This window comes from Arthrobacter sp. P4_H3, from assembly GCF_056400885.1.
The window spans coordinates 212060-227321 of sequence record NZ_JBFUKK010000009.1; the positions used below are offsets into that span (position 1 = coordinate 212060).

Sequence of the window (15262 nt, forward strand, 5' to 3'; positions counted from 1 at the left end):
TGAGAGAGCATTCGGGTTTAAGCGGCAGGAAGTGAGAGAGCGTCCGGGGTGGGCTAGAGGAGCCGGCGCTCGGCCGCCCATTTGGTCAGTTCATGCCGGCTGGAAAGCTGGAGTTTGCGGAGTACGGCGGAGACGTGGGTTTCCACGGTCTTAATGGAGATGAAGAGCTCCTTGGCCACTTCCTTGTAGCTGTAGCCCCTTGCGATCAGCCGCATGACCTCCAGCTCACGGGCGGAGAGCCGGTCCAGTTCGTCGTCGGCGATATCCGCCGGAGCGGTGCCGAATGCGTCCAGGACGAACCCGGCCAGCCGCGGCGAAAATACGGCATCACCACCGGCCACCCGCAGCACTGCGTCGGTGATTTCGGTGCCGGAGATGCTCTTGGTGACATACCCCCGGGCCCCGGCGCGGATGACCGAAACGACGTCTTCCGCGGCGTCCGAGACACTCAGGGCGAGGAACCGGATGCTGGACAGCAGGGCCGCCGAGCCGGCGATCACTTCCCGCCCTCCCCCGCCGAGGCCCCCGGGCAGGTGCACGTCCAGCAGCACTACCTCGGGCCGTGTCTGTGCGATCACGGCGATGGCCTGCTCCACAGTTCCGGCTTCGCCTACGACGGTGATCCGGGCGTCCAGGTCGGCCTTGAGTCCCGACCGGAAGATGGCGTGGTCGTCCACGATGACCACGCGGATCGCCCGGGCACCCCCTGCATCCGCGCCCGCTGTGTCGATGTTGTTCACGACTTTCCCTCTCCGTTGTCCGCGGCGTCCGAAGGCAGCCTGAGCCGCACTTCCGTACCGTCCGCACTGCTGCTGATGACGGCTGTGCCGCCGTGGCGTTTCATCCGCCCGATGATCGATTCCCGGACCCCCATGCGGTCGGCAGGAACCGACTGCGGGTCGAAGCCGGGCCCGCGGTCCTTGACGAAAATTTCCACACCGCCGTCGGCAACCTCCAGGTAGACCGACACGGTGCCGCCGCCGTGGCGGGATGCGTTCACCATGGCTTCACGGCTGGCCTGTACCAGGGCTTCGTGCCGCTCGGTCATGGCGGTGTCCCCCACGCTGACCACGTCCACGGCGTTCCCCAGGGAGTCCTCGACTTCCGCCGCGGCAGCCTTGATGCGCTCCGAAAGCTGCCCGGCCTCCTTGCCGGGGTCCCGGTACAGCCAGCCCCGCAGCTCCCGCTCCTGCGCACGGGCCAGCCGCACGACGTCGTGTTCGTTGCCGGCGCGTCGCTGGATCAGCGCGAGCGTCTGCAGGACGGAGTCGTGCAGGTGCGCCGCGATCTCGGCCCGCTCCGTGGCCCGGACCCTGCCTGCACGTTCGGTTTCAAGGTCCCGCCAGAACTTCAGGCCCCACGGGAGCAGCACCAGGGCCACCCCGCCGAGGACGGCAACGGAGGCCAGGAGCGCCAGCCAGGTCTGCTCCCAGGAGCCGGAGCCAGACACCATCACCAGCACGCCGGCGACCACCAGGGCCAGCCCGGCGCCGAGCCGGGCCCAGCCCCCGGCCTGGTCCGCCTTGGTCTTGTCGAGGAGCCCGGCCCGGCGGGTTTCATCCAGCTGCATCCAGGCGATGGCGGCCCCGCCAAGGATGGCCGCGGCGGGGATGAGGGTCCCCAGCGGAACGTCAACACCCAGCATCCGTGCGGTCAGGATTCCACCTGCCAGCAAGAGGCCGGCGCCCAGCAGGATTTCCTTGCCGTACGGCATGCGCCGGAAGCGGAACCATGGCGAACCGGCCGTCCCAGGGGCAGAGCCGGACGCGGACGGCGGGCCCGGCTGCCATCCTGGCGAGCCCTGCCCCGGGGAGCCCTGCCCCGGCGTGCCGGGCACGGGTGGCGTGCCGGGTGATCCTGACGCGTGGGGGTAGGTGACTCCGGCTAAAAATGGTGCTGCAGCGAATGGTGCGGCAACGAAGTCCGCCGGCACCGGCAGCGGCCCCGGTGCACTGACGGCCGGGGCAATGGGCGACGCCGGGCGACGCGCGTTCCGCTTCGCGTTCTCGTCCGCTGTGGGGACCATGATCCAGAGCCACGCGTAAAAAGCCAGCCCTGCACCACCCGCGAGCGCGGCCACCACCATGCCGATCCGGACCGTCCGCACCGGCCAGCCCAGATGTGCGGCGAGGCCCGCGCAGACGCCTGCGATAACGCGGTCGCTGCTGCGGACCAGCGGAGGGCGGGAAATGGCCGTTGTCATGTGTCAATCCAAACACGGATCAGGGTTCGTCACGCCTGATCTCGGCATGAACCGGGGGTCACTCAGGGGAAGCTCAGGGTGTTCCCCAATAGAGCGCGGCCGCTGCGGACGGCAGGATCGAAGTATGAACTCGCACAATGCAAACCCAGATGAAGATCCGCTGCCGTCGGGCCGTCCCGATTCCGGTTCCGCCGACCCAGCGCAAGGCACATCCGACGACGCCACCTCAATCGGTGACGGCACCGACGGCCCCCTGCCGGCACCCCCGCTCTACCCGAATGCGCAATTCCCGGACGCCCAGTCCGCGAACGGCCCCTACGGCTACCCGCAGTCCCAACCCCAGAACTTCTTCAACTGGGTCCGGGGACACGGGATCCAGCGCGGGCCGGACCGCTGGATCGGCGGCGTCGCCAGCGGAATCGCACACCGGCTGGGCGTCGATCCGCTGATCGTGCGCGGCGTCTTCATTGTCCTCACGATTTTCGCTGGCATCGGCGTGCTGCTGTACGGCGTTGCCTGGGCACTCCTCCCCGAACCAGACGGCCGCATCCACGTCCAGGAAGCAGGCGCAGGCCGATGGTCAACAGGCATGACCGGCGCCCTCATCACCACGGTGATCGGCTTCCCCAGCCTGGGCGGCGGATTCTGGGGCTGGGAGCGTAACGGCTTCGGCGGCTTCCTCTGGACGGCCTTCTGGATCGCAGGGGCCATCTACCTCGTCTACTACCTCTCGCAGCGCGACAAGACCCGAAACGGAACACCCATCATGAACACCAGCGCCGCAGCCGGCGCAGCAGCAGCCGGCGGAACCGCCTTCGCGGCCAGGTCGCCGGAAGGCACACCGTCCCCGGCGGCAGGCGCGCCATCTGCAACCGGTCCCTACGCGGGCCCCTACGCCAGCACCCCCTACGGCGACGGCTCGTACGACGGCGGCGCTCCCGGCTCACGCGGTTACGGCCCCTACGCGGATCCAACCACCCCCGCACCCGGCAATTTCGGGCCCTCGGGGCCGAATCCTCCTTATGGCCCCAACCAGCCCTATGGCGGCTACGGCGGCCCGTCCGCTCCCGCGCCAAAGGCTCCGAACGTGGGCCCGGGCGCCCCGGCTGTCGCAGTGACGGCCGGCCTTGCCCTCCTGGTGGGCGGCGGCATCAAGGCCCTTGAGGCCCTCAACATCACCCACCTGGGGGACGCCACGAACGCGGTGGTGTGGGCCAGCGGTGCTGCCGTCCTGGGGCTCGGCATCCTGATCGCGGGCCTCAGGGGCAGGACCTCGGGAATCCTCGGGTTCTTTGCCGTAGTGGCACTCATCATCGGCGGCATCTTCAACGTGGTACCCAACGGTGACCGGTTCCGCTTCCAGAACGCCAACTGGAACCCTGTCAGCATCGAGCAGGCAAGGGAAGGCTTTGACATCACCGGCGGCACCGGCACCGCTGACCTGACGCAGCTGAGCCTGACACCGCCGCTGGGCACCGACGTCGTAATTCCCATGGACGTCACGGCCAGCAACCTGACGGTGATCATCCCGGACACGGTTCCGGTGGAAATCCGGGCGGACATGACCCTGGGGAACCTCAATGACGGTTCGCAGAACCACGGGGGCATGACGAACCAGCAGAGCAACTACAACACCGACAAACCGGGCGCCGCCCTCGTCCTTGAGATCGACGGCACTATGAGCAACATCACCATCCAGGAAGGAAACTGACATGAGCAGCTACGAACCTGCTCCGGACACCGCGCCGCAGGCAAAAGCGCAGGCAAAGGCTTCACCCGCAGAACCGGCACACGGCACAGGAGCAAGGCACGGCGGACCCTCACCGGCCCGGGTGGGCACAGTGGTCTGGGGCCTTATCGTCCTCGCCCTGGCCGCGCTGATCATCATCGGCCAGCTCGGCATTGTGGCGCTGAACGGAACCTACGTGCTCATCGGCCTGATGATCGGTGCCGGCGCCGCCCTGGTAGTGGGCGGGCTCCTTTCCGCCCGCGGACGTGACAAACAATCCACAACAGGGAAGTCTTGAGGCATGGATAAGTTCTTCAGCATCGTCAGGGGCTTTGGCCTGAAGCGCGGACCGCAGCGGTGGCTGGGAGGCGTGTGCGGTGGCATCGCAGCCAAACTCAATGTGGACGTCGCCTTCGTCCGGATCGCGTTCCTGCTCCTGAGCCTCCTGCCGGGTCCGGCCTTCGTGTTCTACCTGGCGGCATGGCTGATCCTCCCGGACCAGCGGAACGCCATCATCCTCCAGTCATTCCTCGACAAAAGATCAATCAACGGATCCTGACCTCTTGGTCCCGCAGGCCCCCGCTCCCCGGAGCGGGGGCCTTTCGTCTGCCATGAAACGGCGCCGTTTGTAACCGGTTTGTGTCGTAACCCACACTCACCACTAGAATCTAGGGTGAGCTCAGCGTGGCGCTCTGCCTGTACACCCTCACACCAGGATTTGAGCCGAGACATGAAAATTGGAATTCTCACCAGCGGCGGCGACTGCCCCGGACTGAACGCCGTCATCCGCGGCGCCGTCCTCAAAGGGATCGCCATCCACGGCCACGAATTCGTAGGATTCCTCGACGGCTGGCGCGGCGTCGTCGAGGGCGATGTCATTGACATTCCCCGCACCATGGTCCGCGGCATCGCGAAGCAGGGCGGCACCATCCTCGGAACGTCGCGGACCAACCCGTTCGAAAATGGCGGCGGCCCCGAGGTCATCAAGGGCCACATGGACCGGCTCGGTATTGACGCGATCATCGCCATCGGCGGCGAAGGAACGCTGGCCGCAGCCAAGCGGCTGACGGACGCCGGCCTGAAGATCGTCGGTGTTCCCAAGACCGTGGACAACGACCTTGACGCCACCGACTACACCTTCGGCTTCGACACCGCCGTCCAGATCGCCACCGAAGCCATCGACCGGCTCCGCACCACGGGCGAATCGCACCACCGCTGCATGATCGCCGAGGTCATGGGCCGTCACGTGGGCTGGATTGCGCTGCACGCCGGCATGGCCTCGGGCGCCCACGCAATCCTCATTCCGGAGCAGAAAGCCTCCATGGACCAGATCACCGAGTGGGTGCAGGAAGCCCACGCCCGTGGCCGCGCACCCCTGGTGGTTGTGGCCGAGGGCTTTGTGCCCGAGGGCCAGGAAACGCCGCACTCCGAGCGCGGAATGGACACCTTCGGCCGCCCGCGTCTGGGCGGCATCGCCGAGATGCTGGCCCCGGAACTCGAGGCACGGACCGGCATCGAGACACGCGCAACCGTCCTTGGCCACATCCAGCGCGGCGGCGTCCCGTCGGCGTTCGACCGTGTGCTGGCAACGCGCCTGGGCATGGCCGCCATCGACTCCGTGGTGGACCAGCGTTGGGGCACCATGGTGTCGCTCCACGGCACCGACATCGTCCACGTGGGCTTCGACGCCGCCCTGGGCAACCTCAAGTGTGTCCCGCAGGACCGCTACGACGAGGCCGCCGTCCTCTTCGGCTAGGCCGCTTCGGCGCGAACGGACACTTGTGGCCCTCCGCCGGGCCCCAACTGTCCGTTCGCGCTTTGGGGACGGGCCCCAACTGTCCGTTCGCGCTTTGGGGACGGGCCCCAACTGTCCGTTCGCGCTTTGGGGACGGGCCCCAAGTGTCCGTTCGCGCTTTCCTCCGCCGGGTCGGGCCCCCGCTGGGTAGGGTTGAGGCATGACTCTCGACGCCGGTTCCGCAGACATCATCCAGCTGGCCTGGGCCCGCCGCCTGGGCCTCGATGACGGAGCGTTCGCCGAAGCCCGGAAGCTCGACGCCGATGCCGTCGCTTCGGGAGCCGGCTCGCCTGCCGGCGCTGCCCGGATCACCCGCGCGGACGAATCCCGGAAGTCAGTTGATTTCGTGCGCCTCTTCGGGGCCTCGGCCCTCGTGGGACCGCAGTGGGCCCTGGACGCCGCCGAGGGCATTCCTGATGAGGAGCTCGCCCAGCACGTAACCCTTTTGACCATCACACGTCAACACGGCGGGCACGGGCAGGGCGCGGCCGCCCTCTTCTTCGCGGACGATCTCCCCCTGCTCCAGCCGGCGGAGGAACTCACGGTCTCGCGCGGCAACCCCGAAGCCATTGAGCTGGAGGGCATGTGTCCGCCCGACGACGTCAACGAGGTCGGGTTGTCCGACCTCGACCACCGGTACACCATCATGCGCGATGACCACGGCGCCAAAGTTCCGGTGGCCTGCGGCGCCTATACCGAGTGGGAAGGCATCCTCGCCCACATGGGGGTCCTCGTGGATCCTGACTGGCGCCGCCGTGGACTTGGCTCGCTTGCGGCGTCCATCGCGGCCCATGAGGCGCTTGCAGCCGGGCTTACCCTGCAGTGGCGTTCGGATGTCAGCAACAAAGGAGCCCTGGCCATCGCACGCAGCCTCGGATTCGCTACCGGCGGCATCCACACCACGGTCCGGCTGGGCTGACCGGCCGGGCCAGCCCAACCCGGCCAGCCCAACCCGGCCAGCCCAACCCGTTCAGCCGTGCACGCTTAGACGGACTTGGCCTGCGCTGATTTGGCCGCCGCGGCGTCCGGCGCCGGGGCCGCGGAGCCGCCCCAGTTTTCCACCGGCTTGGGCTTTGCGAAGAACAGCGCCACGGCCGCACCAAGCACAATCACTGCCGCCGGCAACATGATGGACTGTCCCATCGCCGTCGAGAATCCTTCGTGCAGGGCTTCCGGAAGCTGGCCGCCGAAACTCAGGCCGGCCTCCCCCGAGGCACCGCCGGGCGCCGCCGGAAGCTCCTCGGCCAGCCGCGCCTGCATCAGGACGGCAATGGCCGCGCTGCCCAGCACGGCGCCGATCTGCCGAGTGGTGTTGTAAACCCCGGCGCCCGCCCCGGCCTGCCGGGGCGGCAGGTTGCGCGTGGCAGTGGAGCTCAGCGGCGCCCAGATGCCCGCGTTGGCGAAGCCGAGCACGGCGCTGGGCAGCAGGAAGAGCCAGATCGGCGTGTCCGGGTGCATCAGCGCTGAATTCCAGAACAGCGCCACGGCCATCAGTGCCAGGCCTCCGGCGGTGATGTATTTCGGGTTCACGCGGTCGATGATCTTGCCAACCACCGGCGCGAGGCCGCCTGAAATCAACGCCATCGGGATCATCATCAGGGCCGACTGCGTGGGAGTCAGCCCGCGGACCACCTGATAGTAGAAGATCAGCGGGAGGCCAAAGGCCGTCACCGTGAAGCCCACCGTGGTGATTCCCAGGTTGGCAAGCGAAAAGTTGCGGTCCTTGAACAGCGAGAGCGGCAGGAGCGGCTCGCCCTTGTTGAAACGCTGCCACAGGACGAACCCCACCAGCACGGCAAGGCCGGCGATGATCAGGCCCCAGACGGTGATAGGACCGGTGATGGTGCCCCAGTTGTAGGTCTCGCCTTCCTGGATGCCGAACACGAGCAGGAAGAGCCCGACGGCGCTGAGCAGCACCCCGGGGATGTCGAACTTGTGCGGGTGCGTGGTCAGCGACGGAACGAATCGCAGGGCCAGGATGAAGCCGGCTATGCCGACGGGCACGTTGATGAAGAAGATCCACTCCCAGCCCAGGCCGTCCACCAGGACACCGCCGAGGATCGGTCCCACCAGGGTGGCGACGCCGGCTGTCGCGCCCCAGATGCCCATGGCCGCACCGCGCCGGTCCGGCGGGAAGATCCGGGTGATGACCGCCATGGTCTGCGGAGTCATGATCGCAGCACCAAAGCCCTGGATCACGCGGGCCAGGATGAGGGTCTGGACGTCACCGGACAGGCCGCACCACAGGGACGCGAGGGTAAAGACCACAAGGCCCGTCAGGTAGAGCTTCTTGGGTCCGAACCTGTCGCCCAGCCTGCCGGTGATCAGCAGCGGCACGGCGTAGGCCAGCAGGTAGGCGCTGGTCACCCAGATGACAGAATTGATGTCGGCGTTCAGGCCTTCCATGATCCGGGGGTTGGCGACCGAGACGATGGTGGTGTCGATCAGGATCATGAAGAAGCCGATCACCAGGGACCAAAGGGCGGGCCACGGCCTAGCTACGTTTTCCATGTGAATCCTTCGGGTGTGGTGGTGTGTGTTCCGCTACCATGGGAGTTCCCCGGAGCGGAGCTGGTCCTGCAGGCTGCGTATCCAGCCCATTTCGGACCCCAGCATGGTCTGTTGGTACTCGAGGTCGATCCAGTACTTGCGAGCCACGTCCTTCTTCAGGACGGCCGCCTCCCCTCTTTCCAGGAACTCGAGTTGTTCCTGCAGCAGCGCCAGCCTGCGGTCCAGGAGTTCCACAACGAGGGCGGCGGGAAGGTTGTAGGCCTCGGCGACGGCCAGCGGGAACCACGGATATTCGTTGACCGGTTCGGCAAGCATGTCCTGCAGGCGCGCCGTCAGGGCCTCCCGGCCCGCGGGTGTGATCCGGTACGTCGTCCGTTCCGGCCGGTTGCCCTCCCGGTCGGTGCCGGCCGTTTCCACCAGCCCGCGTTGCTCCAGCCGGCCGACGGCGTGATAGAGCGTACCGGGGCGCACCTTGACCAGCCGGTCTTCATGCCTGGCCATCAGCAGCTGGTACATCTCGTACGGATGCATCGGCTCCTCCACCAGCAGGGAGAGGGCCGAGATGCCGAGCGGCGTCAGCGGAGCTGCTCGTGGCATGGTTCCGGTCCCCCTGTAATCCGACAGCGCAGTGTTGTTCGGCGGCTAAACCGCCATTATTCCGCTTCAACTATTCCACATGGAATATTAGGGCGCAAGAAAGCCCGCGGGTCCGGTGACCCACGGGCTTTCAGGCGGTGCCGCCGTCTGGCGCCGGCTTCCCTGCCAGGCAGTGCGTTCAGCCCAACAGGGCCTGGATTTCGGTCCGGGCAAACATCTCTGCCGCCGCACGTGCCGAGGGCGTCCCGGCGTCGGGGTCGGCTCCCGCGCCCAGCAGCGCCTCTGCCACGTCCGTGTAACCCTTGAAGGCTGCCCCTGCGAGGGGCGTCTGCCCGCGGTCGTTGACGGCGTTGGCGTCCGCACCGTGCCGCAGCAGCAGCTGAACCGCGGGGGCGTGGCCGTGGTACGCCGCCAGCATCAGCAGGGAGTCCCCCGACGCATTGGTCATGTTGGCCGGTGCCCCGGCATCAAGGTAGCTGCCCAGCAGTGCAGCGTCGCCCTGCCGTGCCGCGTCAAAGAGCGCATGGGCCAGGGCGAGGGTGTCGTCGTCAGGTCCAGCAGCTGGATTGTGCCCTGAGGCGGTGTGCCCTGAGGCGGTGTGCCGTGCATTGTCTGTCATCGGTGTGTTCCCTTCAGGAAGCCGGTCTGGCGGCCCACCACCTGGCCGGCGTCGGGAGCCACAATGACTTCCTGCGCGGCCGTGTATGGTTCATCGCCGTCTACGACCGTCAGTATTTCATCCGGGGAGACTGAACGCTTTATGACTGCCAGTGCCACGGGACCCATTTCGTAGTGCTGAACCACGGAGGTCACTGTTCCCACCTTGCGCTCTCCCAGCCGCACCTCGCTCCCCACAGCGGGAAGCGTGTGCTGGGAGCCGTCCAACTGGAGGAAGACCAGGCGGCGCGGCGGATGGCCCAGGTTGTGCACGCGGGCGATCGTCTCCTGGCCCTTGTAGCACCCCTTCGTCAGGTGCACCGCGGTGCGCAGGAGGTCCAACTCGTGCGGGATGGTCTTGTCATCGGTTTCGGCGCCAAGACGGGGGCGCCACGCGGCGACACGGAGCGCTTCCGCTGCCCAGACGCCGGCCAGTGGCCGGTCACCCACGGTCGCCTCGAGTTCTGTGGCCGGCACCAGGTATTCGAACCAGGGCCGCTCCATGCCGGGGTGTGATTCTTCCCCGACCACGGAGTAGGCGTAGCCGCCGGCACCCACATGCGGCCAGGGGTCTTCCCACACCAACAGGTCCGACCATTCCTCCACCCGCCGGGTGGTCCCCAGGACCGCCCACTCCTCGGAAGCATCCGCGATCTCGACGCGGAGCATGAACTTCATCCGGTTCAGCCACTCTGCCAGCGGCGCCGCTTCGGCGGCCTCCACAATCAGCCAGGTGGTCCCGCCGTCGTCAACCACCCGCGCGTCGAACTCGATGCGTCCGTGGATGCTGAGCAGCAGCAGTTCGCTGGACTCGCCCGGGGCAAGGTTGGTGACCTGCTGGGAAGAGAGGGTGTTGAGCCAGCTCAGGCGGTCCGGACCGGAGACGGTGACCACACCACGATGGGAAAGGTCGACGACGGCGGTTCCGGCTGCCAGCGCCCGCTGCTCCCGCAGCGGCTCACCGTAATGCGACGCGACGCCGGAGTCTGCACCGCCGGCCTCGACGGCGCCAGGGCGCGACAACAGGGGGCTCTTGGTAGTCATATGAAGGGAACATCCTTAAGTGGGCAGGTATTCCGGCACCGGCAAGCCCGGCCGCCGGCAGTGGTTGGCGCGGACGGCGGGTTTAGCGGTACTCGGGGTTTTCGAAGTCGAACCGGGTACCGGCCTTCCATTCCTCCGGCAGGTTGCCGTACCCCGGAATCCCGCCGGCGTCCTTGAGCATCCGCGCGAAGTGCAGCAGGTTCCACGTCATGAACGTTGTGTTGCGGTTGGTGAAGTCGCTCTCCGGGCCTCCGGATCCCTCGTCCAGGTAGCTCGGGCCCGGTCCTACCGGCCCGATCCACCCTGCATCAGCCTGCGGCGGAATGGTGAAGCCGACGTGCTGGAGGCTGTACAGGACGTTCATCGAGCAATGCTTGATGCCGTCTTCGTTGCCGGTAATAAGGCAGCCGCCCACCTTGGGGTAGAAGGCCCATTGGCCTTTCTCATTCAGTTGCCCGGAGTGCGCGTAAAGGCGCTCGATCAGCTTTTTTGTCTGGGAGGAGTTGTCGCCGAGCCAGATAGGTCCGGCCACCACCACGATGTCCGCTTCCTTGACCGCAGGGTACAGTTCCGGCCATTCGTCGGTGGCCCAGCCGTGCTCGCGCATGTCCGGGTACACCCCGCTCGCGATGTCGTGGTCGACGGTCCGGATCACGCGGGTGGTGACGCCCTGCTTCTCCATGATCAGGCGGCTGACCTCAATCAGGCCCTCTGTGTTGCTGATCTCCGGAGATTTCTTGAGGGTGCCGTTGAAGAAGACGGCCTTGAGGTCGCCGTAGTTTGCCTTAATTCGCTGATCTGGCCTACCAGGGCCTGGCTGCTGGCTGTTCACGGTCTTGCTCCCTGCACTCGTTGCGGACAACAAAAATCAGTGAGACCTACGGCCGGCTGTTTGGACCGGCCTGATGCGCCTACTCTGCCGTGCGCTGCAGCGCTTGGCTCTACGATGCCTTGCTCAGGATGGCCGAAGCGTGGGCTTCCAGTCCGGCGCCGGGTGTGGAGCCCTTTCCGGTGGCAACGTCCCAGCGCCAGAGAAGCTTTCCGTCCACCAGTCCGAAAATCCGGGTGGCTGCCGTGTACTCCTTCGAGTGGCTGCCCCGCATCACCATGTCGGTGCTCAGCTGGATTTGGGGGCCTTTGATCTGCCCGTAGTACAGCTCGGAGATCCCGCCGGGATGCGAAATGGAAACTGAGATGTCGAAGCCGCCGTCGCTGTTGCGCAATGCCTCGACTTCGTCGGCGCTCTTCAGGACGGGAACGATGTCCGCCGGAATCAGGCCGGGCCCGCCGTCTTCCTCACGCTGCTTCCGCTCCAGCGCCCAAAAGCCGGTCTCGACCGTCAGTGGCCGCAGCTTGGTGCCTTCGTCGTCGGTGAGCCAGCTCTCGGCGCGGTACTGGAGGTACGGCAGGCCGTTGTGCGTGAAAGACACCCGCTGGAAGAAGTGCTCGGAATCCTCCTCGCCGGCTCCCAGCCGTCCGCTGCCCTCCCACTCACCAATGAGCCAGGATAACGGGACGAGCTCGGGAGTGAGGTCTGTAGGAATTTCAATCGGCACAGTAACTACCTCTGCAGACAACCAGCTGGGCTGGTATTACTTCTGACCCTTGAACAGGCGGTAAACCACAAAACCCGCGAACCAGGCCATGGAAAGGCTGGCAATGCCAAGCAGGACAAGGAAGAAAATCTCAAATGCAAGTACGGACATGATGCCATCCTAACGCGTTAGTAGATGAGTAGTTTGTCTATGAAGTAGGCGAGCGAACCCACCGCGGCCACGGGCGCAAGGCCCATGCCAATGGCGGCAGGAATGTTAATTGCGTCCCCGCGGAGTATAACCAGCCTGCGCAGGCTGACCAGAACCGCACCCACCACAACTCCCACCACGGCGGCGGGTATTACGGCGATGTTCGAGAAGATCAGGCCGGCCAGCGGCGCCGTCAGGCCCGCCAGCACAATGCCCAGGGGCGCCACGATCCGGTCAGGCCAGCGGATGAGTCCTGCCAGCAAGGCAAAGGCCGCACTGATGCCGGCCACGAGCAGCATTTCCTTGACTCCGTTGAACCTCGATGCCGCGATCCACCCTGCACCGAGACAGGACAGCAGCACTCCGGCGCTCGAGCCCAGTGTCGACTCCAGCCGCTGGGCCTGGCCGGTGCCCCGCATCAGCTGCATGAGGAACACAGCCATGACACCTGCGGCAATGAAGGCCGGCGTCCAGTCAAGGAAACCCGGTGCCGGGACGTAGGTGGCAGCCACGGCCGAGCCCGCACCAGGGAGCCCGATGATTGCCGCAAGGGTTTTCTTGGCGGGAATGCCCAGGAAATGGGGCCAGCCGATTCCGACGGCCAATGCCGCCAGAATGGCAACACCGAGCAGGACTTCCGGCGAGGTGTAGGCCCCGCCGACAAATACAGCAAGCCCGGCCAGCCCGATGGTTCCGATGGTCCACGGCTTCACTGTTTACCCGCGCTCACTCTCTGCTGACGTCATCTCGCTGGGTCCAATCCTGCCCTATATGACCTGCTTATGTCGCAAAACGTGAACTGAAAGCGGCCGGATCAGTGTCCGTTAAGGGTCGATTAGGTATACTCAAAGCTCAGCTACGCTTCCTTCGGAGGTCGCGGACCCGGCCGGATTTCCGGCTGGCCACCACCGACGCGGGCAGCCAGTACCGGCCGGTGAAAGCCCGGTTCAGACGCCCAATGATGCGCGGACAGCCCCTTGGAGGAACAATGTCGCACATCCTGCTACTGACGAACAGCACCGGATCCTCGGTGGACATTCTGCCTGCCTTGGAACTACTGAACCACCGGGTACATATCCTGCCGGCCGAGCCAACAGCGCTGCTGGAAACTGACCCCTGCGATGTTGTGCTCCTGGACGCCCGCAAGGACCTGGTGGGAGCACGGTCCCTGACCCAGTTGCTCAAGGCCACCGGGCTCAGCGCACCCCTGATGCTGATCCTCACCGAAGGCGGCATGGCGGCCGTGTCCTCGGCCTGGGCCGTCGATGACATCCTGCTGGACTCAGCAGGTCCGGCTGAAGTCGAAGCCAGGATCCGGCTCTCTGTCGCACGTGCCGTGCCGGAGAAAGAGGACCTTCCCACCGAAATCCGCGCCGCCGGCGTCGTCATCGACGAAGCCAGCTACACGGCCAGGGTCAACGGTGCTCCGCTGAACCTTACCTTCAAGGAATTCGAACTCCTGAAGTACCTGGCGCAGCACCCGGGCCGGGTTTTCACCCGCCAGCAGCTGCTCACCGAGGTGTGGGGCTATGACTACTACGGAGGCACCCGCACAGTGGACGTCCACGTCAGGCGACTGCGGGCCAAGCTGGGCGCGGACCACGAAAACCTGATCAGCACGGTCCGCAACGTCGGCTACCGCCTGACCCTGGTGCGCCAGCCCGAGGAAGAGCTGACGGAGGCGTAGCCGGCCCGCACGACTGCAGGCCGGGTAACGGCCGCCCCGCACAATGTTGGAAACGACGAAGCCCCGGACCACTGGTCCGGGGCTTCTTGTTGGGCTTTTACGCCGATGGTGGAGGACATACGGGTCGAACGTATCGAGGCCACCCCAGTGGTGGATCCCCCTCAAATCCCGCTTCAGGAAGCCGGAACAGGTAATGACTATACGTGCCGGATCCCGCGGCATCAAATCGGCACCCAATTCCTCCGCCAGCCAGACGGGCCGTATAGCCTTTACTCCATGAGTCCTGCGCATCCCGAAAACTGGCCCGTGCTCGTCGTCAAAGGCGAAGTGGATGAGGAACTGCTGAGGGATTTCACCGCCCTCGCTGCAGCCGCCGAAGAGTCGGACGGCAACCCGCCGCTGTCCGAACAGACCTTTGTGACGCTCCGTGCCGGCGAGTCAGGCAGCCATTCGCTGCTGGCCCTGGCCCTCTACGCGCCGGACGAGGATTCGGACCCTGCCACTGCCCAGGACCTTGCCGGATTTGCGGTGGTGATTGAGGAAGCGGACGGCACCGGCGTGCTCGAGGTGGCAGTTCACCCCAGCTACCGGAACCAGGGGGTGGCGGACAGGCTCGTGGCCACACTCAAGGCATCCCGCGGCTTCGCCGGGCTCAAGGCCTGGTCCCACGGAAACCATGAGGCCGCGGCAGACCTCGCAGCCAAGTACGGGTACGGCCCCATCCGGGAACTGTGGAAGATGCGGCTCACTGCTTCTGACGCGGAGCTCCCCGACGCCGCCCTCCCTGCCGGCGTCACCCTGCGCGCCTTCGTGCCCGGCCAGGATGAAGAGGCCTGGCTTGCAGCCAACAAGGCCGCCTTCTCCCACCACCCCGAGCAGGGAAACATGACACGGCAGGACCTCTCGGCACGGATGGCCGAGGACTGGTTCGATCCGGCCGGCTTCCTCCTGGCCGTCGACCCGTCCGGGCGGATCCTCGGGTTCCACTGGACCAAGGTGCACCCCCGTCACGGCAGCCACCCGGCGATGGGCGAGGTGTACGTGGTAGGCGTGGCCCCCGAGGCCCAGGGCATGGGACTCGGCAAAGCCCTCACTGTGGCAGGCATCAAATACCTCCAGGACAAGGGCCTCCACGCGGTCATGCTGTACACGGATGCCGACAACGCTCCGGCCGTTTCGCTCTACCGCAGGCTCGGCTTCACACGATGGGATGCGGACGTTATGTATGGACCCTTAAATGCCGGTTAATCCAATCGGCTGACGCATGCGGGACGGTTCAGGAAATCTACATATC

At 66.2% G+C, this 15262-nt stretch carries 16 protein-coding genes; 7 read left to right on the plus strand and 9 right to left on the minus strand.

Annotation, left to right across the window (positions count from 1 at the left end; all coding sequences use genetic code 11):
* Window positions 1–53: 53 nt before the first annotated feature.
* Window positions 54–686 (minus strand): LuxR C-terminal-related transcriptional regulator, encoded by a 633-nt coding sequence (locus AC1DRE_RS14225; RefSeq protein WP_476985248.1) that lies wholly within the window; start codon window positions 684–686, stop codon window positions 54–56.
* A gap of 50 nt (window positions 687–736) precedes the next feature.
* The gene (locus tag AC1DRE_RS14230; protein ID WP_476985207.1) at window positions 737–2203 is read right to left on the minus strand and encodes an ATP-binding protein; all 1467 of its coding nucleotides are present in this window, start codon (window positions 2201–2203) and stop codon (window positions 737–739) included.
* A 124-nt stretch (window positions 2204–2327) separates the two neighbouring features.
* Between AC1DRE_RS14230 and AC1DRE_RS14235 the strand changes: the two genes are divergently transcribed.
* The 5 genes from AC1DRE_RS14235 (at window position 2328) to AC1DRE_RS14255 (ending at window position 6646) form a co-directional block, all read left to right on the plus strand.
* A complete protein-coding gene (locus tag AC1DRE_RS14235; RefSeq protein ID WP_476985208.1) occupies window positions 2328–3914 on the plus strand; it encodes a PspC domain-containing protein in 1587 nt (528 codons plus the stop codon).
* A gap of 1 nt (window position 3915) precedes the next feature.
* Window positions 3916–4230, plus strand: coding sequence for a hypothetical protein (locus AC1DRE_RS14240; protein WP_476985209.1), 315 nt, complete (start codon window positions 3916–3918; stop codon window positions 4228–4230).
* A 3-nt stretch (window positions 4231–4233) separates the two neighbouring features.
* The gene (locus AC1DRE_RS14245; protein ID WP_214953752.1) at window positions 4234–4491 is read left to right on the plus strand and encodes a PspC domain-containing protein; all 258 of its coding nucleotides are present in this window, start codon (window positions 4234–4236) and stop codon (window positions 4489–4491) included.
* Between the two features lie 171 nt (window positions 4492–4662).
* The gene (locus AC1DRE_RS14250) at window positions 4663–5688 is read left to right on the plus strand and encodes a 6-phosphofructokinase (RefSeq protein ID WP_476985210.1); all 1026 of its coding nucleotides are present in this window, start codon (window positions 4663–4665) and stop codon (window positions 5686–5688) included.
* A 199-nt stretch (window positions 5689–5887) separates the two neighbouring features.
* A complete protein-coding gene (locus AC1DRE_RS14255; protein ID WP_476985211.1) occupies window positions 5888–6646 on the plus strand; it encodes a GNAT family N-acetyltransferase in 759 nt (252 codons plus the stop codon).
* A gap of 65 nt (window positions 6647–6711) precedes the next feature.
* On the opposite strand, the gene AC1DRE_RS14260 is transcribed toward AC1DRE_RS14255, so the two are convergent.
* From AC1DRE_RS14260 to AC1DRE_RS14290, 7 genes are all read right to left on the minus strand, one after another.
* Entirely contained in the window at window positions 6712–8238 is a 1527-nt protein-coding gene (locus tag AC1DRE_RS14260; RefSeq protein ID WP_476985212.1) for a DHA2 family efflux MFS transporter permease subunit, read from the minus strand.
* Between the two features lie 33 nt (window positions 8239–8271).
* On the minus strand, window positions 8272–8835 hold the full coding sequence (locus tag AC1DRE_RS14265) for a PadR family transcriptional regulator (protein WP_476985213.1): 564 nt from the start codon (window positions 8833–8835) through the stop codon (window positions 8272–8274).
* A 178-nt stretch (window positions 8836–9013) separates the two neighbouring features.
* Complete coding sequence (locus AC1DRE_RS14270; RefSeq protein ID WP_476985214.1) at window positions 9014–9454, minus strand: ankyrin repeat domain-containing protein; 441 nt, start codon at window positions 9452–9454, stop codon at window positions 9014–9016.
* A complete protein-coding gene (gene ygfZ, locus AC1DRE_RS14275) occupies window positions 9451–10536 on the minus strand; it encodes a CAF17-like 4Fe-4S cluster assembly/insertion protein YgfZ (RefSeq protein ID WP_476985215.1) in 1086 nt (361 codons plus the stop codon). The genes AC1DRE_RS14270 and ygfZ overlap by 4 nt, the downstream gene beginning before the upstream one ends.
* 82 nt (window positions 10537–10618) lie before the next feature.
* Window positions 10619–11368 (minus strand): flavodoxin family protein, encoded by a 750-nt coding sequence (locus tag AC1DRE_RS14280; protein ID WP_476985216.1) that lies wholly within the window; start codon window positions 11366–11368, stop codon window positions 10619–10621.
* A 109-nt stretch (window positions 11369–11477) separates the two neighbouring features.
* Window positions 11478–12092: a nitrobindin family protein gene (locus tag AC1DRE_RS14285; protein WP_476985217.1), complete on the minus strand. Its 615-nt coding sequence runs from the start codon at window positions 12090–12092 to the stop codon at window positions 11478–11480.
* Window positions 12093–12259: 167 nt separating this feature from the next.
* Complete coding sequence (locus tag AC1DRE_RS14290) at window positions 12260–12994, minus strand: permease (protein ID WP_476985218.1); 735 nt, start codon at window positions 12992–12994, stop codon at window positions 12260–12262.
* 275 nt (window positions 12995–13269) lie between these two features.
* On the opposite strand from AC1DRE_RS14290, the gene AC1DRE_RS14295 reads away from it, so the two are divergent.
* Both AC1DRE_RS14295 and mshD read left to right on the plus strand, forming a co-directional pair.
* The gene (locus AC1DRE_RS14295) at window positions 13270–13968 is read left to right on the plus strand and encodes a winged helix-turn-helix transcriptional regulator (RefSeq protein WP_011692843.1); all 699 of its coding nucleotides are present in this window, start codon (window positions 13270–13272) and stop codon (window positions 13966–13968) included.
* 276 nt (window positions 13969–14244) lie between these two features.
* Window positions 14245–15216 (plus strand): mycothiol synthase, encoded by a 972-nt coding sequence (gene mshD / locus AC1DRE_RS14300; protein WP_476985219.1) that lies wholly within the window; start codon window positions 14245–14247, stop codon window positions 15214–15216.
* The last annotated feature ends 46 nt before the right edge of the window (window positions 15217–15262 follow it).